At 64.0% G+C, this 19,557-nt stretch carries 13 protein-coding genes, 1 tRNA gene and 1 pseudogene; 4 read left to right on the plus strand and 11 right to left on the minus strand.

Going from position 1 to position 19,557, the window contains the following annotated elements:
• Window position 1: 1 nt before the first annotated feature.
• The 4 genes from AC5RUM_RS12255 to AC5RUM_RS12270 all read right to left on the minus strand — a co-directional run bounded on the left by AC5RUM_RS12255 (window position 2) and on the right by AC5RUM_RS12270 (window position 4,552).
• Entirely contained in the window at window positions 2–1,297 is a 1,296-nt protein-coding gene (locus AC5RUM_RS12255) for an aspartate aminotransferase family protein (protein WP_494035186.1), read from the minus strand.
• 20 nt (window positions 1,298–1,317) lie between these two features.
• Window positions 1,318–2,265, minus strand: coding sequence for a C-terminal binding protein (locus AC5RUM_RS12260; protein ID WP_494035187.1), 948 nt, complete (start codon window positions 2,263–2,265; stop codon window positions 1,318–1,320).
• Window positions 2,266–2,499: 234 nt separating this feature from the next.
• Window positions 2,500–4,296 (minus strand): sigma-54-dependent Fis family transcriptional regulator, encoded by a 1,797-nt coding sequence (locus AC5RUM_RS12265; protein ID WP_494035188.1) that lies wholly within the window; start codon window positions 4,294–4,296, stop codon window positions 2,500–2,502.
• A gap of 31 nt (window positions 4,297–4,327) precedes the next feature.
• On the minus strand, window positions 4,328–4,552 hold the full coding sequence (locus AC5RUM_RS12270; protein WP_494035189.1) for a hypothetical protein: 225 nt from the start codon (window positions 4,550–4,552) through the stop codon (window positions 4,328–4,330).
• Window positions 4,553–4,694: 142 nt separating this feature from the next.
• Between AC5RUM_RS12270 and AC5RUM_RS12275 the strand changes: the two genes are divergently transcribed.
• Window positions 4,695–5,348, plus strand: a complete 654-nt coding sequence (locus AC5RUM_RS12275; protein ID WP_494035190.1) for a TetR/AcrR family transcriptional regulator — start codon at window positions 4,695–4,697, stop codon at window positions 5,346–5,348.
• Window positions 5,349–5,402: 54 nt separating this feature from the next.
• On the opposite strand, the gene AC5RUM_RS12280 is transcribed toward AC5RUM_RS12275, so the two are convergent.
• Window positions 5,403–5,618: a hypothetical protein gene (locus AC5RUM_RS12280; protein ID WP_494035191.1), complete on the minus strand. Its 216-nt coding sequence runs from the start codon at window positions 5,616–5,618 to the stop codon at window positions 5,403–5,405.
• A gap of 851 nt (window positions 5,619–6,469) precedes the next feature.
• Between AC5RUM_RS12280 and AC5RUM_RS12285 the strand changes: the two genes are divergently transcribed.
• Window positions 6,470–6,967, plus strand: a complete 498-nt coding sequence (locus AC5RUM_RS12285; protein ID WP_494035192.1) for a hypothetical protein — start codon at window positions 6,470–6,472, stop codon at window positions 6,965–6,967.
• An 83-nt stretch (window positions 6,968–7,050) separates the two neighbouring features.
• Window positions 7,051–8,010, plus strand: a pseudogene (locus tag AC5RUM_RS12290) (IS481 family transposase).
• Window positions 8,011–8,543: 533 nt separating this feature from the next.
• On the opposite strand, the gene AC5RUM_RS12295 reads toward AC5RUM_RS12290, so the two are convergent.
• A tRNA-Leu gene (locus AC5RUM_RS12295) sits at window positions 8,544–8,625 on the minus strand.
• Window positions 8,626–8,832: 207 nt separating this feature from the next.
• Here AC5RUM_RS12295 and AC5RUM_RS12300 point away from each other — a divergent pair.
• Window positions 8,833–9,438, plus strand: a complete 606-nt coding sequence (locus tag AC5RUM_RS12300) for an ANTAR domain-containing response regulator (protein ID WP_400579511.1) — start codon at window positions 8,833–8,835, stop codon at window positions 9,436–9,438.
• 157 nt (window positions 9,439–9,595) lie between these two features.
• Here AC5RUM_RS12300 and pyk read toward each other — a convergent pair whose 3' ends face one another.
• The 5 genes from pyk to trpA all read right to left on the minus strand — a co-directional run bounded on the left by pyk (window position 9,596) and on the right by trpA (window position 19,552).
• On the minus strand, window positions 9,596–11,080 hold the full coding sequence (gene pyk, locus AC5RUM_RS12305) for a pyruvate kinase (protein ID WP_494035193.1): 1,485 nt from the start codon (window positions 11,078–11,080) through the stop codon (window positions 9,596–9,598).
• 70 nt (window positions 11,081–11,150) lie between these two features.
• Window positions 11,151–12,608 (minus strand): glutamate synthase subunit beta, encoded by a 1,458-nt coding sequence (locus tag AC5RUM_RS12310; RefSeq protein WP_494035194.1) that lies wholly within the window; start codon window positions 12,606–12,608, stop codon window positions 11,151–11,153.
• Window positions 12,601–17,217 carry a glutamate synthase large subunit gene (gene gltB, locus AC5RUM_RS12315; RefSeq protein WP_494035195.1) on the minus strand — a complete coding sequence of 1,539 codons (4,617 nt, stop codon included), beginning with the start codon at window positions 17,215–17,217 and terminating at the stop codon, window positions 12,601–12,603. Before gltB ends, AC5RUM_RS12310 begins: the two co-directional genes overlap by 8 nt.
• Window positions 17,218–17,482: 265 nt before the next feature.
• A complete protein-coding gene (gene lgt / locus AC5RUM_RS12320) occupies window positions 17,483–18,754 on the minus strand; it encodes a prolipoprotein diacylglyceryl transferase (RefSeq protein WP_494035196.1) in 1,272 nt (423 codons plus the stop codon).
• A 9-nt stretch (window positions 18,755–18,763) separates the two neighbouring features.
• Window positions 18,764–19,552, minus strand: a complete 789-nt coding sequence (gene trpA / locus AC5RUM_RS12325) for a tryptophan synthase subunit alpha (RefSeq protein WP_494035337.1) — start codon at window positions 19,550–19,552, stop codon at window positions 18,764–18,766.
• Window positions 19,553–19,557: the final 5 nt, after the last annotated feature.

A 19,557-nucleotide genomic window follows, 5' to 3' on the forward strand; every position in this document is an offset into this window, starting at 1 on the left:
GTTACTTGCCGCCTTCTGTTGCTGGGGACTGTGCCGCGACTGCCAGGACGGCGTCGGCCAGCCGGTCAGCGATGTCTTCGGTCACTTTTCCGTCCATGGGCGTGGAAAGGGACAACAGGTTTGCGGGAGATCCGAGCAGCCCCCGCTCGTAGGACGCCCACCACAGCTTGTGCTGCGTCTGCTCGTCAACTTTCTCAGCACCGGCAGGAACCGCGCGGAGCAAAGAGCCACGTCCGCGAACTTCCCAGCCCGCCTCAGCGATCCTGGCGTTGACCATGTCGCGGGCGGTATCGCCCAAGTGATTCAGCCGCTTTACTTCCTCTTCGTTATAGAGGCGCAGGGCGACAGCACCGGCAGCCATGCTGACCGGGTTGCCGGAGAAGGTGCCGCCGTGCGGGAGGCTGCCCTGACGGGTCGGATCCACCTCGGCCATGAGCTCGGCCTTGCCGCAGACTGCGCCAACGGGGAAGCCGCCTCCGATAAGCTTGCCGGTGGTCAGCAGGTCGGGGGAAACCCCGTATTGACCGCTGAAGCCGTTGTATCCGAGGCGGAGGCTAATGACCTCGTCGATGATCAGGACGATGCCGTGGCGCGTTGCAAGTTCGCGTGCGCTGCGGACGAAGTCCTCCGAAATGTGCCGGAGCCCTGCGCGGTTGGGCAGCAGGTCGAGGATGATGGCGGCGTAGGCGTCCGGGGCGGCCTCTACCGCCTGGCGCAGGAACTCGACGTCGTTCAGCGGCACCGCAGTGACGTCGTCGATCACGCCGCGTGTCAGGCCGCGCTGGTAGGCCGGTCCACCTGGTACCAGGGCGACCTCGGATGTCCCGTGGTAGCCGCCCTTGGTGACGATGACTCGTTCACGGCCGGTGCTGGCCCGTGCGATGCGGATCGCGGACATGACCGCTTCGGTGCCGGAGTTCGCAAAGCGGACCTGGTCCAGATCAGGGAGGCGGTGCAGCAGGAGTTCAGCAAGTTCCCATTCGTAGAGGTTCGGGATGCCCCAGCTGGCTCCGGTGGTGAGGGCCTTGGTGGCGGCTTCCGTGATCTCCGGGTGCGCGTTGCCGTGAATCAGGGAGGTGAAGTTGTTGTTCGCGTCGATCAGTTCACGGCCACGGTCGTCCCATACGCGGTAGCCCTCGCCGCGGATCGCATATGGGCTGGGAGCTCCCGTGTAGTACGTTGAGCGCCCATAGCCGCCGGGCAGCAGCGGGAAACCGCGTGGCCCGCGGCGCAGATGGGGATCCTCCGCGGGATGCTGCAGATCCGCAGTATTTTCCAGATGGTTGGATGTTGCCAATTGGGGTTTCTCCAGTCTTTTCAGTTCACGAGGTCGATGAGCGGCTGCCCGGTCAGCGCAAGGCGGACCCGCTCCACAGCGCCGTCCTGCAGGGCCCCCGTTGACCGGTTGGAACGCCAGGCGATGTGCGGAGTGAGGATGGAGTTGGGCGCCGAACGCAGCGGATGTCCCTCCCGCAACGGCTCTTCAGCGAAAGTGTCGATGCCTGCGCCGGCGATGTGTCCGGAGGTCAGTGCTGCAGCGAGCGCAGCTTCATCGATAAGGCCGCCGCGCGACACATTGACCACCACTGCACCCTTCCGCATACGGGCCAGGACATCTCCGGAGAGGAGGTCCGCCGTGTCCTGGTTCAGCGGCAGGTGCAGCGAGACGACGTCGGAGTTCTCCAGGATGTCGTCGAGCCCGGTCATCTCCACGAAGCTGTCCGTGACGAAGGGATCGTAGGCCCGGACACGGGCTCCCACGGCCGAATACATCCGGGCGACGTGCTGACCGATGCGTCCCATTCCAAGCACCCCGACCTCAAGCTCGGAGAGCACCGGCGTGTCGTAGCCGATGGTCCCGGCCCAGCCGAGGTTCCGAATGGAGGCATCACCGGCAGGCAGGCGACGGGCCAGCGCCAGTCCCATGGCGAATGCGTGGGAGGCCACTTCCTCTGACGCGGTTCCCGGGACAATCGAGACTGGGATGCCAGCCTCCGTGGCGGCGGCAACATCGATGTTGTCGTAGCCGATTCCGTAACGGATAACCGCCCTGCACTTCGACATCACGGGGAAATCAGCTGCGGTGAGCTTTGCATAGGGGGTAATCATCACAATGTCGGCTTCGGGAAGCCCTTCACGGAAGGCGTCGGTGTCTGCCGCGGGGTTGAGTGTGTAACCGAACTCCTCCGCGAGCGCGTGCTCGCGGTCCAGGTTCGGAAAATGGTGAGGGGCCACAAGAATGGTTCCCTGGGCATCGCGGGTCATAGTCTGTCGTCCTGTTCGTGTCGTACCCTCGTTCGCTGCCGGACACTCCATGGGACGGGTGCCGGTGTTCGGGTAATTCCAAGTACAACGCGATATGGGAGCGTCCATCCGTGCCAGATCGAGACACCGTGGTGGGACACGTCCCACTCGGCAGACCTGCGCGACAGCAGGCAGGAGCCGACCATCATTTGGATGGCCGGCTGCTGCAAACGGGCGGGTATTATCGTGCGGGGATCAGAGGTCGAAGCCGCGGCTGCGGAAGTAGTCCATGCGCCGGTACAGGGTAGAACGGCCGATTTGCAGTGTTTCCGCTGCGAGGCTTCGGTTGCCTTTGGCCTCCTGGAGGGCAGTGCGCAGCTCACTCAGTTCTGCATCTTCCAGCCGTGAAAGCCGGCCCTTTGTCAGAACACGGTGGAAACCCTGTGGCAGGTCGTCCACAGTGACTTCTGCGCCTTGGGCCCGTTCCACGGCGTTGGAGACCACAGCCCGGAGCTGGTCGATGTTCCGTGGCCAGTCAGCATGTGTGAGTGTGGTGATGAGCCTGCGGGAAAGCCTCCGCTGCCCGAGTTCCTCCGCGATTGCGTTAGCCAGCTGGGGGATGTCTTCACGCCTGTTGCGGAGGGGCGCCACTGAGATTTCCAGGACATCGAACGCTTCGGAGAGCAGCAAGGTGGCGTCCGTGGGCCGCGCAATGGTGAGGATCAGCTTAGTGGTGGGATTGCCACGCAAATTACGTGCGATCTCGCCGGCTTCGTTCTGCGAAAGTTCATCGGCGTGCTCGATGATCAGCGTGGCAGGGAGTTCGGTAGCCACCCGGTGCAGCACATCCCGGAAGTTGGGGTTCCTGAGTGCTCCGCTACGGGCGTCAACCGCCATGTGGCCACCCCGCAGTGATGCGATGGCACTGGCCAGGCGGAGTTTTCCGCTGCCCAGTTCACCGATCAAAACAACGGACCTGTCCTGGTCCACAGCCTTGCGGGCCATGTTTAGGGTGCGCTTGAATTCCGTGCTCGTCCCGTCCACGTGCTTCATTAGGCGCTCAGCAGTTCCCTGCGGGGAAGATTCCAAAGTCAGAGGCGCACTTGCGGCGGTGACGGCCCGCTCCTTGGCCGGCGAGTGGGGCCGGACCACAACGATTGCCCCCACATTCGCAGACGAGAGGGTCACCGGGGAGATCTCCAGTGTGGACAACCCCGGCCCCTGCAGCATGGCCTCGCAGTTCATGTCACGGCCGGAGGACATCACTGCCTTGGCGTAGCCGGAAATGATCGAGAAGTCGCTGTCCACCAAAGTGGCTGTGGCGGATGCGTTCTGGAGGGAGTTCTTCCCGTCAACAGCAATGACCGCACGGTTGCCCCGTCTCCGCGAGATTCTCAGATACTCATTCAGGAGGGCCCGTTCCTTCGATGAAGTCCGGACCTCGATGTCGCGTTCGATGCGAGAGGCGACACCCTCAAGCATCAGCAGCGTGGAGGAAGGTTCAAGGGTGGTAACCCGGTTGGCCGGGAGTGTCAGCCCGATGACGGCGCGGACGCGATTGTGGAAAGGATCCCGCACCAGGGAGGCGAAGCACCAATTGCCGCGCATGTCCTCGCGGAAGTGTTCCTCTGGGGCCAGCCAAACGCCGCGGCCTTCTTCGAGCGCCAACCCTTCACCGTTGCTGCCGCAACTTTCCTCCAGCAACGAATATCCAGCCGGGAAGCCGTCATCGCGGAGGAAGCTGGCCTTCACCAGCACGCCGTTAGGGGCTGTGAGGTTGACGTAGCCACCCAGGTCCGCTGCAACTTCGTCCAGCTTCTGCAGATGCGGACCAGCCGCCGCAATCGTGTATTCGTCAACCCGGCCTTCGTCATAAATTCCACGGTCGGCAACCGCGTCGACACCAGCCGCACGGCTTCTGTACCAGGAACGCGCAACTATCGGCCGGATTCCGCTAAGGTCCGCGTGGGGTTGCATCAGGAACAATTCGCGGAGGCGGTCTGTTTCACGCAGCGACTCATGCGGCCACGGGGACAGTACTTCTGCAGACATGGGACAGGTTCTTTCTGGATGTGAAGGAAACTCAGGACGCCAGGGTGGCTCCGGTACCGCCAGGACGGCTTGTCCGGTTGCGCCGTCTGGGCAACATGGGACGGAATGCCTGCTGGGCACGCCAGTCCTCGTTCATGGCGGCGTTGTCTTCCCTTGCCTTTGCGCTGATGTATGCCGCAACCATTCCCGAAAGTCCGCTTCCGAGGATGATGGTGTTGTTCCGAGAGGCCCCCAGGCTCGTTTTTTCGGTGCCCATTTGCTTTGCTCTTCCCGCTCGATCATTCCAAAGGCAACCGCAGCGGCGCTGCTGCGTGCCGCTACCAGTTTAGCTAACTAACAGACGTTAGGGAAGAGTTGATTCAGGCTGCGATGGCTAACGGCTGTTAGGATGAGGCATTATGAGCGACAGGTCCTACGAAGCCGCCAGCGAAGCTTTCGAGCTGCGACTGAAAGAGTGGAATTGGGCCGGCCAGAAAGCTGCCCGCCAAAACATCCTTGAGGCCTTCCTCAAGCTTGCCATCGCTAACGGTTTCAACTCCGTGTCCATGAGGACGATCGCCAACGCCGTCAACATCAAAGCACCAAGCCTCTACTCGCACTTTCCAGGCGGAAGGGACGAGATTGTTGCGGAATCCTTGCGGTGGCACTTCCATCGCTTTGGCGTCGCCCTTCTGCAAGCCGTAGGCGATGCCGGGGATGCAGATGAGTTTTGGGATGCCATGGTGCGACTGCATTTCACCCGGCAAGTGCGGCTCCCTGAAAGCAACCTTTGGGATCTGCTGGTCGCCACAGACAGAATGGCGGGAGTTTTGCCCAAAGACGTCCGGGCCCAAGTGGATGACTGGGTACAACTGCACCAGAACATGTATGTGGCCGCTGCCAGGGACATGGGTGTTCCCGAGGCGGAGGAGCGGGTCAAAGTTGTCATGACACTTTTGGAGGGTGCCACACGTTGGGCGTCACCCGAGCCTGACGACAACGAGCTGGAAAGACTCAGCGACCGGGCGGTCATGATATCCCGGACACTGCTCGAGATGGACCTCCCGGCGTGAGAGGTTCCGTCTTCCCCTCACGCGGCATGCCGCGGCCAGGCAGCGAGGCCGGGGCTACGGATCAATCCGCACCAGATCGTACCCGTCGTGTTCATGCAGCATTTTCCGCTCTCCGATACTGTCGAAGAGCCATACGAATGCGCCGTCGGAAGTACGATCATCAACGATTCCGTTCTGCACAAACGTTCCGTTTAAACGCACTTCTACAGCGTCACATGGGGAAACAGCGTCCCACTGCTTATTGCAGGCTTTTGCCATCGGGGTTATCACTTCTCCTTCAGGAGTTTCTAAATTTGAGAGAGACCGACTTCATCGTCGGCGCGGTCCAATGACACGTGGCCCACGGTATCTTCGAGCAGCTGACACCGCTACTTCCTTTGCACCGAAATTCCCTCAGACATGGTATAAAACTCAGTTCTGGACGAAGAATTCGAAATCCATAGAACGCGGCCACTGTCCGAGACTTCCTCTACCTGGCCTGCCGAAATAACCTGTGAGTTTTTGAGGATGTACACACGCTCCCCGGATTGCAGTTCGCGCCAATCCGCTTGGATGGTTCCTGTTCTGCGCCGAACAGACGTTCTGACTTTCATAATTCCACCTTGAATAGCAACGGAAGTAAGGAAATTAGCGCGGATTTCCCGATCGTCGGACGTTCATCGAATCTAGGTCCGCGATGATATGGCCAATTCCCTCTGCGGCGCACCGGCGCCGTATGCATCGGCTGAGTGCGGAGTCGAATTGGCAGGATCCTCCGCTCGCGCAGAGGGATTGACCACACCCGTCGACCTCGTCGGGCTGTGAGAGAATACGACCTGCCGTTGCAGGTAACGCAGTTGGGCCATCTTTCTGCTCATCATTAGAATCAACTCACTTACCAAATGTTTGGGACAAGAAAAGCATCCGTCCCGGGGCTGCAATCCAACCGTGTCAGTTTGAGACACAAGCGGCTCTCATCTCCGCGATCCCTAAGCCGGCATCACCTTCTTGCCGTCGCGGGACTCGCCACCTGGAATCCCTTTGACCTAATGATTCATTCCCTCAGAAGTCATGCTGCCTTATCCCCATGCTCCGATGAATGAGTGGAAGCATCATCGCTGTTTGTCATTCTGATATGTCCCATGATCGCTGGGGGTCCTTCACGCAACCAGGGCGCTACCCCGCCGGCCCCGGAAGCGAAAACTTTCCTGAACGAGAACAACATCGGCGCAACCCTGCGGATCGGTCTCCCCCGACAGAGCGGACAGGAACTTCCCCACGCACGCACCGTCGCCCATTACCTCACCAGCGACATCCAGGCGCCACGTCCATCTTCTTTCGCCGTCTACACCAGCGAAACCTGCCACCCGGGGCAGCCCAAACCGCAAGCTGGCAGCAATGCCGCTCTCACCGCGGAGTCCTCGCCGAACAAAGCATCACCATCCGCGACAGGTTCTTCGCCGGCGACGACACCTTCCCCCTACGACGGCGAACCCGGCCACGAAACCGCGCTTCCCGTCAGTTCCACTGAGACCAGCGCAATCAACGCCGAATTCATCTACGGCGGCAGCTCCGTCCAACCCACCAACCGCGTCACCTCCCCCATCAGCCATGCGCGCGCTAACTGTACTCGGCCATGACGTTGGTGACATCGGTCTTGCAGTGAGGAGGGTCCCGGGGCTTAGTGGAGGTATCTGACATCTTCACGCCCACGGAGGTCCTCATGTCCCACGCTAATGCCCGTCTGACCGTTCATGGGAGATTTCTTCTCGTTGAAAGAGTGGTCGGTGATCATCGGCCGGTTGCGCACGTCGCGAAGGAGCTGGGCGTTTCCCGGCAATGCGCCCACCGCTGGGTGAAGCGGTTCCGTGCGGAGGCTGAGGCCGGTCTTCTCGACAGGTCCAGCCGTCCTCACCGGATCCCGTCGAGGACCAGCCCCTAGCGGGAGGACGCTGTCATCGCGGCCAGGACGGAGTTGCGGTGGGGGCCGGCGCGGTTGAGCCATGCCACCGGCGTCCCCGAACGAACCATCTCCCGGATTCTGGCCAGACGCGGTCTGCCGCCTCTGGCCGGCTGCGACCCCGTCGCCGGGACGGTCATCCGGGCCACACGGTCAACGGCGATCCGTTACGAACGCCAGTCCCCAGGCGAGCTGATCCACGTGGACGTCAAGAAACTCGGACGGATCCCTGACGGCGGGGGCTGGCGCGCCCTTGGCCGATCGGAGGAGGTCCGCGGACGCGGCATCGGATTCGACTACATCCATGCAGTCATCGATGACCACACCCGGCTGGCCTACGCCGAGATCCATCCGGACGAAAAAGGCGGTACCGCGGCCGTCTTCCTCCTCAGAGCCGCCGCGTTCTTCCAAACGCAGGGCATCAGGAAAATTCAACGCGTCATCACCGACAACGCATTCGCCTACCGGAAGTCCGCCGCTTTCAAGGCCGCCGCCGCACAGCTCGGCGCCCAACAGCGGTTCATTAAACCCCACTGCCCCTGGACCAACGGCAAGATCGAACGTTTCAACCGGACACTGCCCACAGAATGGGCCTACGCCAAACCATTTGCCAGCAACAGCGAACGAGCCGCGGCACTTGACCCGTGGCTGAACTAGTACAACACTGAGCGCATCCACGCCGCCATCAGGGCCGCCCCGATCACGCGACTGTCACCAACCTGATGGCTGGGTACATCTAGCTCATGGCCAGTTGGGTTCGGCGTCTCACCGTTCGGTCATACAGTCATTCAGCAGGCTGGCAATGAACAGGTATGAAAGACCAGCCAGGCAGCAGTCTTCCGTTTCGGTTCATCACGGCACGTAGGCCAATATTTGCCTCGCCGTCGGGCGCTATCGGACAGCCTGTGGGCGTCCGGGGACGCCGGTTCCCTACCGGTTGGGCGCAAGTCATGTCGCCCTCCCCCCGCGCCCACCATGTAGAAGACGAACAGCCAGCGAAGCCCAGCAGGAGGAACCTGGTGAACACCCAACGATGCGCCAAAGAAACCCGCACCAAATTTTTTCCCGAGTCATGTTGGCAGAGCCATGAACGCCCATGAACTGGTAACGAACAACAACCCGTCCACCCAGGAAGGCAAGGAGGCAACCAGCCACACCACCGGCCACCAATGAAAAAGGCCCCCGAAGGGGCCCACAAGTGAACAAAATGTGCACACTCAGAGGCCCAAAAGGGCCCCTGACCTGCGAAAACACTGTGCCCGAGGTGGGACTCGAACCCACACACCTTTCGATACCGCATTTTGAGTGCGGCGCGTCTGCCAATTCCGCCACTCGGGCGCGGAGTACACGGAGTAACAATCGTAGGCCCACAGCATGATTGTGAGCAACGCAGCCACTTCCAGTGCGCGGAATTACTCTACATGCAGATAGGCTAAAGTCCAGAATCGCGCCAGCGCCGCCGCAACAAGCCATGTAGATCCAAGTACAGCCGCGGGTCCCAACTAAGATAGTCATAGTCCCGCCGTACCTTTTCAAGGAGATCCCGTGTCAGAACCGACGGAGTCAAACACCACGTCCCAGCCGGCGCGCCGCGTCATTGTGGCTGAAGACGAAACCCTCATCCGCCTGGACATAATCGAAATCCTGCGCGGCGAAGGCTACGACGTTATCGGCGAAGCAGACAACGGCGAGAAGGCCGTGCAGCTGGCCGAGGAGCTCAAGCCGGACCTCGTCCTCATGGACGTCAAGATGCCCGTCATGGACGGCATCTCTGCTGCAGAGAAGATCGTCAAGGCACGCATCGCCCCTGTGGTCCTCCTGACCGCCTTCAGCCAGAAGGAACTCGTGGAGCGCGCCCGCGACGCCGGCGCCATGGCCTACGTCGTCAAACCCTTCACCCCGGCAGACCTCATCCCCGCCCTGGAGATTGCCCTCTCCCGCCACGAGGAAATCAAGGCCCTGGAAAGCGAGGTCACGGACCTGCAGGAGCAGTTCGCCACCCGCAAGCTCGTGGAGCGCGCCAAGAGCCTGCTGACCACCAAGATGGGCCTGACGGAACCGGAAGCCTTCCGCTGGATCCAGAAGACCTCCATGGACCGCCGCCTGAGCATGCGCGAAGTCGCCGAGACCATCATCAACCAGGTCAACTAACACCGAAGAAGCAATCAGAGGAGGATCCCCGCCAGACGGCAGGGATCCTCCTCTTTTTTCAGCCCTACAGCAAACAAGAAAGGGAGGGTCCCCACCGCGTTCACACGTGGCGGGGAGCCTCCCTTTGTCGCTTCAGCTGCTCAGCAGCTGCTGCGGCCTAGCTCTTCTTCTTCTTTTCCGGCCACGGGCCGAGCTTTTCGCGGGTACCTTCGCCAATGCGCGCGGTGTCGGCGAGGTCGCCCACCTTGTGTACCTTCAGCGAGTTGGTCGAACCGGCCTTTCCGGGAGGGGAACCGGCTGCGATGACCACCAGGTCGCCGTCTTCCACGAGCCCCATGTCCAGCAGGCTGCGGTCCACCTGGGCCGTCATTTCATCCGTGTGGCCCACCATGGCGACGAGCTGGGGCTGGATGCCCCAGGTGAGTGCCAGCTGGTTCCACACCTGCTCCACCGGAGTGAACGCGAAGACCGGCTTGATCGGGCGGAGGCGGGACAGACGGCGCGCGGAGTCGCCGGACTGCGTGAACGTACAGATGTACTTGGCGTCCAGCTGGTCGGCAATTTCGACGGCGGCACGGGTGATGGCGCCACCGCGGGTCTTGGGCTTGGTGCCCAGCGGGGGGACGCGCTCCAGGCCGTGCTCTTCGGTGGACTCGATGATCCGGGCCATGACCTTGACCGTCTCGATCGGGTACTTGCCGACGCTGGTCTCGCCGGAGAGCATCACTGCATCGGCGCCGTCGAGCACGGCGTTGGCGCAGTCGGAAGCCTCCGCACGGGTGGGCCGCGGGTTGTCGATCATCGACTCAAGAACCTGGGTGGCCACGATAACGGGCTTGGCCCAGCGGCGCGCCAGTTCGATGGCACGCTTCTGCACGATCGGCACTTCTTCCAGCGGAAGCTCCACACCGAGGTCGCCACGGGCCACCATGATGGCGTCGAACGCGTCGATGATTTCGTGGAGCTGGTCCACGGCCTGCGGCTTCTCGATCTTGGCGATCACCGGAACGCGGCGGCCTTCTTCATCCATGATCTCGTGGACGCGCTTGATGTCGGTGGCGTCACGAACGAAGGAGAGCGCAACGAGGTCGACCCCGCGGCGGATGGCCCAGCGGAGGTCGTCCTCATCCTTCTCGCTCAGGGCAGGGACGTTCACGGCGACGCCGGGCAGGTTGATGCCCTTGTTGTTGGACACCATGCCACCAACAGTCACTTCGGCGACAACCTTGACGTCGTCCACCTCGATGGCGCGCAGTGCAACCTTGCCGTCGTCGATCAGGAGTGCGTCGCCCACGTTGACGTCCTCGGTGAGGCTCTTCAGCGTGGTGGAGCAGATCTCCTTGGTGCCGGGCACGTCTTCGGTGGTGATCGTGAAGATGTCACCGACGGCGAGTTCGTGCGGGCCGTCCACAAAACGGCCGAGCCGGATCTTCGGGCCCTGGAGGTCGGCCATGATGGCCACGGCCTTGCCCAGGTCCGAAGCTGCCTTACGGACGTTCTCATAGGTGTTGTCGTGCACGGAGTAATCGCCGTGGCTCATGTTCATTCGGGCTACGTCAACGCCGGCCTCGAGCACCGCGAGGGTGTTTTCATAGCTGGCAATGGCCGGTCCGAAGGTGGCCACAATTTTTGCGCGTCTCATATACCTACCCTATTGGTCTCTTGCATTGGTTAAGTTGTCGTGGAGGTGAACGTTCCCCTCCGAGGCATAACTAGAGGACGGCGATGGCGCGGTCCGTCGGTGCAACGGGAGCGGGCAGAATCGTGCTCCCCATGAGGTACTTGTCCACTGCCGCGGCTGCGGCGCGCCCTTCGGCAATGGCCCACACGATCAGGGACTGGCCGCGGCCGGCATCGCCGGCCACGAACACGCCCTCGGTGTTGGTCATGTAGTAGCCGTCGCGGGACACGTTGCCGCGACCGTCAAACTCGGCGTGGACCTGTTCGGTGATGCCGGCGGGCTCGGCGCCGGTGAACCCCAGGGACAGGAACACCAGGTCGGCGGGGATGATCCGCTCGGTGCCGGCCTTGGGCAGCCGCTTGCCGTCAACGAACTCGGTTTCGGCAACCTTTACGCCGGTCAGCTTGCCGTTTTCGCCGACGAACTCCACCGTGGAGGCGAGGTAGGTGCGGACACCGCCTTCCTCGTGGGCGCTGGCCATTTCGAAGAGCGTCGGGAAGGTCGGCCACGGCTGGTGGCCGGCGCGCTCCGCCGGAGGCTGCTTGCCGATAGCCAGGGTGGTCACCGAGGCGGCGCCATGGCGGTGCGCCGTGCCCAGGCAGTCGGCACCGGTGTCGCCGCCGCCGAGGATCACGACGTGCTTGCCCTTGGCGTGGATCTGGTTTTCGATCTGCTCCCCCGCCACCACACGGTTGGCTGGAACGAGGTAGTCCATCGCGAAGTGGACGCCGTCGAGCTCGCGCCCCGGGACCTTCAGGTCGCGCGGAACCGTGGCGCCGGTGGCGATAACCACGGCGTCGTAACGGCGGCGCAGCTGCTCCCACGTCACGTCTGTACCGACGGCGACGCCTGTGCGGAAGCGGGTGCCCTCGGCCTTCATCTGCTCGAGCCGGCGGTCCACCTGCTCTTTCTCCATCTTGAAGTCGGGGATGCCGTACCGCAGCAGGCCGCCGATCTTGTCGTCGCGTTCATACACGGCGACCGTGTGGCCCACGCGGGTCAGCTGCTGGGCGACGGCAAGGCCTGCCGGGCCGGAACCGACGACGGCGACCGTCTTGCCGGTCAGACGCGCCGGGGGCAGCGGGTTGACCCAGCCGTTGTCGAAGGCCTCGTCGATGATGGAGACCTCGACCTGCTTGATGGTCACGGCCGGCTGGTTGATGCCCAGCACGCAGGACGCCTCGCAGGGGGCCGGGCACAGACGGCCGGTCCACTCAGGGAAGTTGTTGGTGGCGTGCAGCCGCTCAATCGCTTCCTCGCCCTTGTCGCGCCACATGAGGTCGTTCCACTCGGGAATCAGGTTCCCGAGCGGGCAGCCCTGGTGGCAGAAGGGCACGCCGCAGTCCATGCAGCGGCCCGCCTGGCTCTTGAGGACACCCTTTTCCTGGGCCTCATAGACTTCCTTCCAGTCCATGATGCGGACGGGAACGGGGCGGCGTGGCTGGGTTTCACGCTGGCGTACTTTCAGAAATCCGCGTGGGTCAGCCACCGGTCACCTCCAGGATTCGAGACCAAACTTCTTCGCCGTCGGGGTCCAGGCCCTCTTCGATGGCGTCGAGACGGGTTTGCAGCACAGCCGCGTAGTCACGCGGCAGCACCTTGGTAATGCGGGCAGCGGTGTCATCGAAGTTCTCGAGCAGTCGCACGGCCAGCTGGGAGTCAGTCTCTTCGACGTGCTTGACGAGGAGGCCATGCACGATGTCACGATCCTCGGCGTCCAGGTCGCGGAGCTGGAGCTCACCGGATTCCAGTGCCTGCTTGTTGACCCGGGTGCTGTCGAGGTCCAGGACGTAGGCCGTACCACCGGACATGCCGGCACCGAAGTTGCGTCCGGTCCGTCCGATGATCAGCGTCTGCCCGCCGGTCATGTATTCGCAGCCGTGGTCGCCGATGCCTTCGACAACCGCCGTGGCGCCCGAGTTGCGGACCAGGAAGCGTTCGCCCACCTGGCCGCGCAGGAACAGCTCGCCGCTCGTGGCGCCGTAGCCGATCACGTTGCCGGCGATCACGTTGCTCTCGGCCTGGAATACGTTGGTGCGGTCCGGGCGGACGATGATCCGTCCGCCGGACAGGCCCTTGCCCACGTAGTCGTTGGAATCGCCGTACATGCGCAGCGTGATGCCGGCAGGCAGGAAGGCGCCCAGGGACTGGCCGGCGGTGCCGGTCAGCGTGACGTCGATCGTGTCCGTCGCGAGGAAGTCCGTGCCGAAGGTCTTGGTGACCACGTGGCCCAGCATGGTGCCCACCGAACGGTCCGTGTTGATGACGTCCACGGCGATCTTCACCGGTGCACGGTCGGTCAGCGCCTCGGCAGCCATCGTGATGAGCCGCTGGTCAAAGTGCTTGTCCAGCTCGTGGTTCTGGCCGGTGAGGTTGCGCAGCGGCGCGTCGTCGTCGAACTCCAGGCCGTGCAGGATGGGGTCGAGGTCCAGGCCTTCGGCCTTCCAGTGATTGATCGCCTCGCGGGTGTCCAGCATTTCGGCGTGTCCGATGGCTTCTTCAATGCTCCGGAAGCCGAGTTCCGCAAGGATTTCGCGGACCTCCTCTGCAAGGAACTCGAAGAAGTTGACCACGAACTCGGGCTTGCCGCTGAAGCGGGCGCGCAGCTCGGGGTTCTGCGTGGCCACACCGACCGGGCAGGTGTCCAGGTGGCAGACGCGCATCATGATGCAGCCTTCCACCACCAGCGGTGCCGTGGCGAAGCCGAATTCCTCGCCTCCGAGCAGCGCGGCGATCACGACGTCGCGGCCGGTCTTGAGCTGGCCGTCCACCTGCACCACCACGCGGTCGCGCAGGCCGTTGAGCATCAGGGTCTGCTGGGTCTCTGCGAGACCCAGCTCCCACGGGACACCGGCGTGCTTGAGCGAGTTCAGCGGCGAGGCGCCGGTTCCGCCGTCGTGACCGGAAACGAGCACGACGTCGGCCTTCGCCTTGGTCACACCGGCGGCAACTGTGCCGATGCCCACCTCGGAGACGAGCTTGACGTGTACCCGGGCCGAGGGGTTGGCACGCTTCGCATCGTAGATGAGCTGCGCGAGGTCCTCGATCGAGTAGATGTCGTGGTGCGGGGGCGGGGAAATGAGTCCGACGCCGGGGGTCGAGTGGCGTGTGCGGGCAACCCAGGGGTACACCTTCTGGGCCATCAGCTGGCCGCCTTCGCCGGGCTTGGCGCCCTGGGCCATCTTGATCTGGATGTCGTCCGCGTTGCTCAGGTACAGGCTGGTGACACCGAAGCGGCCGGACGCGATCTGCTTGACGGCAGAGCGGCGCTCGGGATCCAGGAGACGGTCAATGTCCTCGCCGCCTTCTCCGGTGTTGGACTTGCCGCCCAGCCGGTTCATCGCGATGGCGAGTGTCTCGTGGGCTTCCTTGGAGATGGAGCCGTAGCTCATGGCGCCCGTGGAGAACCGCTTGACGATGCTGGAGACCGGCTCCACTTCCTCGAGCGGCACGGCGGGGCGGAGGCCGTCCTTGAACTTGAGGAGCCCGCGCAGGGTCATCAGGTTCTCGGACTGGTCGTCCACGCCCTTGGTGTAGGCCTTGAAGATGTCGTAGCGGCGCTCACGCGTGGCGTGCTGCAGCCGGAAGACGGTCTCCGGGTTGAAGAGGTGCGGCTCGCCGTCGCGGCGCCACTGGTACTCGCCGCCGCCGAGCAGGGGGCGGTGGGGCTGCTCGATGCCGCCCTCGGGGTAGGCCATCTGGTGCCGGGCCGATACCTCGGCCGCGATGACGTCCAGGCCGACGCCGCCCAGCTGGGAGTGCGTGCCGGCGAAGAACTCGTCCACGAGCTCCTGACCGAGGCCAAGTGCTTCGAAGGTCTGGGCGCCGGTGTACGAGGCCACCGTGGAGATGCCCATCTTGGACATGATCTTCAGGACGCCCTTGCCCAGGCCCTTGATCAGGTTGTACACGCCGTCCTGCGGGGTCACCCCGGTGACGTCGCCAGCGGCGATCAGCTGCTCCACGGATTCCATGGCCAGGTACGGGTTGACGGCCGAGGCGCCGTAGCCCACGAGCACGGCGACGTGGTGCGTCTCGCGGACGTCTCCCGCTTCGACCACGAGCGCGGTCTTGGTGCGGTTGGCGCTGCGCAGCAGGTGGTGGTGCACGGCGCTGACCAGCAGCAGCGAAGGAATCGGTGCCCACTGGGCGTTGGAGTCACGGTCTGACAGCACCACGTACTGCACGCCGCGGTTGATGGCGCCGGACACCTGCTCGCAGATCTCGGTGAGGCGGGCGCGCAGGGCGTTTTCGCCGCCCTCCGGGCGGTACAGGCCGCGGACTTTCATGGCCACGCGGTTGCCGTCGGCGTCCTCGATGTTGGCGATCTTGGCCAACTGGTCGTTGTTGATGACCGGGAACGGCAGGGAGACCTGCGGCTGGCGGACCTGCTTGGTGTCGAGCAGGTTGCCGTTGGGACCGATGGCGCACGTCAGCGAGGTGACCAGCTCTTCGCGGATGGCGTCCAGCGGCGGGTTGGTGACCTGCGCGAAGGACTGCACGAAGTAGTCGAACAGCAGGCGGGGGCGCTTGGACAGCACGGCCACCGGAGTATCGGAGCCCATGGCGCCCAGCGGCTCGGCGCCGGTGCGGGCCATGGGGCCGAGCAGGATCTTGAGCTCTTCCGTGGTGTAGCCGAACGTCCGCTGGCGGATGTTCACGGACGCTGCCGTGTGCACCACGTGCTCGCGCTCCGGGAGCTCGTTGAGGTCGATCAGGTTGTCCTTGACCCATTCGGCCCAGGGGTTCGCCGCGGCGACTTCGGCCTTAACCTCTTCATCGTCGATGATCCGGCCGGCTTCGGTGTCCACGAGGAACATCTTGCCCGGGGACACACGGCCCTTCTTAACCACCTTGGAGGCTTCGACGTCGATGACGCCGACCTCGGAGGCAAAGACAACAAGGCCCTCTTCCGTGATCCAGTACCGGCCCGGGCGCAGGCCGTTGCGGTCCAGCGTGGCGCCGACCAGGTTGCCGTCGGTGAACGAAACGGCGGCGGGCCCGTCCCACGGCTCCATCAGCAGGGAGTGGTACTCGTAAAACGCGCGGCGTGCCGGATCCATGGTGGCATGGTTTTCCCACGCCTCGGGGATCATCATCATGATCGAATGCGTGATGGGGCGGCCGGAAAGCCAGAGCAGCTCGGCCACTTCGTCGAAGGACGCGGAGTCCGATGCACCGGGGGTGCAGATGGGGAAAAGCTCCTCCGGGGAATCGCCCAGCAGCGGGTTGGCCAGCTGCGACTGGCGGGCGCGCATCCAGTTCCGGTTGCCCTTCACGGTGTTGATTTCACCGTTGTGGGCGATGGTGCGGAACGGCTGGGCCAGCGGCCAGGACGGGAAGGTGTTGGTGGAGAAGCGCGAGTGGACGATCGCCAGCTTGGTCTTGAAGCGCTTGTCGGAGAGGTCCGGGTAGAACGGCTCCAGCTGGGCCGTGGTCAGCATGCCCTTGTAGACGATGGTCCGGGAGGACAGCGACGGGAAGTACACGCCGAACTTGTTCTGGGCACGCTTGCGGATACGCCAGGCCCGGGAGTCCAGTTCGTTGCGGTCAAGCTGCTCGCCCGTGGCGGAGGCGAAGAACGGCTGGGAGAAGTACGGCATGCAGGCGCGGGCCATGGCGCCGACGAGGTCGGCCACGACGGGCACTTCGCGCCAGCCGAGGACGGTGAGGCCCTCGTCGGCAGCGAGGCCTTCAATGCCTGCCTTGGCGGCATCGGCTTCGCGCTGCTCGGCGGGGAGGAAGGCGGTGCCCACGACGTACTGCCCGGGTGCGGGGAGTTCGAATTCGGTGACGGCCCGGAAGAACTCGTCCGGCACCTGCATCAGCAGGCCGGCGCCGTCGCCCGTTCCCTCATCAGCGCCCACGGCGCCGCGGTGCTCAAGGTTGCGCAGGGCCGTCAGTGCGGCGTCAACGATGTCGTAGCCGGGTTCCCCGCGCAGCGTGGCGATAATCGCAAGACCGCAGGCGTCCTTCTCCTGCTCCGGGTTGTATAGCCCGGACGCCTCCGGGAGCGCCGCGAACCGCTTGAACGGCGACATGGCGGCGTCTGGCTGGTTCGGTTCAGACCAGCTGGGGCTGTGAAGAGTTTGGGTCATGGGAGACGTCCTTCCTCCTGATCGTGCGTATGGAAGGGACAACGTTGGCCCCACTCAGAGCGCCGGTGTGATGGGCACAACAAAGTGTTAATTACTGGAAATTGTAGGGCAGGGAGGACTGCTGGACTAACAGTTACGCAGGCTCCCGGCCCGGGCTTGACCGGCTAGCAGCTCTATGCTGACCGGCAGGGGCCCTGATACCACGACGTTGTGGTCTTGGGCGCTCCAAGCGGTGGCTCTGGCTGCCCTGGTTGCCTGAGCTGAACTAGCGGGTGCCGTCAGCTTTCGGCACGGTTCCGGTGGCTGTTGCACCGGATTTTCCGGTGTCCGGCGAGTCCGTGGCGGGCGTGTTGCCGCCACTTGGCGCCGGCACTGCTTCTGTTGGGGCAGAAGAGTGGCCTGGACCGTTTTGGTTATCAGGGAGATTACCATGCGAGTCACTATTTGAGACAGTGGAGTCCGTATCACGGACCGAATCGACGGCGGAGCGGCGGCCGCTTGCCGGCTTCCCTGCCTGCCCTGGCGAGCTCCCGACGTCGTCCGTTTTTTCGGTTCCGGCAGCCGCCTCAGCGGCGGCTGCTTCCTCAGCGGCCGGTGCAGCGGCGGGCTCGCGGCCGGGAAGGTAGACGTTTTCGTCATCCGCCTTCTTGCGCAGCCCCAGCACGATGAACACTGCCAGCGCGGCGACGAACACGAAGATGCTGGTCCAGACATTGAGCCGTGTGGTGATGCCGAAGAGGCTGATCTGTTCGGCGTCGTCAATCCGCATCGCTTCGATCCATACGCGGCCCAGTGTGTAATACATGGCGTACAGCCAGAAGAGCCGGCCGCGGCGGAAGTGGAAGCGCCGGTCCAGGGCCAGCAGAATAAGCACGCCCGCGATGTTCCACAGGGATTCATAGAGGAACGTGGGGTGGAACAGGGTGTCCGCGGCGTAGCCGGACGGGAAGTTCGCGTTGTCCGCGTCCACCTGGAGGCCCCACGGCAGGGTGGTGGGGCCACCGAAAAGCTCCTGGTTGAAGTAGTTGCCCCACCGGCCCACGGCCTGCGCGAGAAGCAGTCCCGGCGCCGCCGCGTCCAGGAAGGCCGTCAGCTTCACCCCGGCCCGGCGGCAGCCGATCCAGGCACCGAAAACACCCAGCACAACAGCGCCCCAGATTCCGAGGCCGCCGCGCTGGATCTGCGGGATCAGCGAGAGGTCGCCCGTGCCGTCGAAGCCCGGGCCGAAGTAGGCGTCCGGGGACGAAAACACGTGGTAGAGCCGCCCGCCGATGATGCCGAACGGTATGGCCCAAATGACGATGTCCCACACGCTGCCCTCCGGAGCCCCGCGCTTCGCCCACCGCACAGACGTGAGCCAGAGGCCGACGATGATGCCCGCGAGGATGCACAGGGCGTAGGCGTGGATGCGCAGCGAGCCCCACGGCAGCGGAATGTCGAAGCCGGACCAGTCCGGGCTCGGAATGCTGGCCGGAATCATGTTCGCCGGAACAATGTTTGCCGGTAGCAGGGCGGCCGCGGAGTGGAACATCTGCATGGTGGAGGGCTACTTCCTGGTCAGTCCGGTGCTGAGGTCTCTGGTGAGGCTGGCCACGGCATCCGCGCCGCCGTCGCGGATGGCGGCGACGAGGGCGGTTCCCACGATCACGCCGTCGGCATAGGCGGCGATTTCCGCGACGTGCTCCGCGTTTGATACTCCGAGGCCCACGCATACACGCTCGGCGCCGGCGTCCTTGGCCGCAGCCACGACTCCCTCGGCCGCGGCGCTGACCGAAGACCGGGCACCGGTGACGCCCATGATGGAGACTGCGTAGACGAAGCCCCGGCTGGCTTCGACCGTGCGCCGCATGCGTTCGGTCGAGGAGGACGGCGCTACGAGGAACACGCGGTCCAGCCCGTACTTGTCGGAGGCTTCCATCCACTCGGCAGCCTCGTCCGGAATGAGGTCCGGCGTAATGAGGCCCGCTCCCCCGGCTTCGGCCAGGCGGCGGGAGAATTCATCCACGCCCATCCGGAGCACAGGGTTCCAGTAGGTCATGACCAGGACGGCAACGTCGGTTTCCGCCGTGATGCCCGCGACCACGTCAAAGACCTGGCGGACGGCGAAGCCCTTGGCCAGCGCCTCGGTGGTGGCGGCCTGGATTACCGGGCCGTCCATCACAGGGTCGGAGTAGGGAATGCCGATCTCAATGAGGTCGGCGCCGTTGCGGGCCAGGGCTATGCCTGCCGCGATGGTCTCCTCGACGGTGGGAAAGCCGGCGGGCAGGTAGCCGATGAGGGCCGCCCGTCCTTCTGCGCGGGCCTTGTCGATGGCGATTGCGGATTTGCTGGTCATCTGCG

It is taken from the genome of Arthrobacter sp. B2060 (assembly GCF_059090445.1).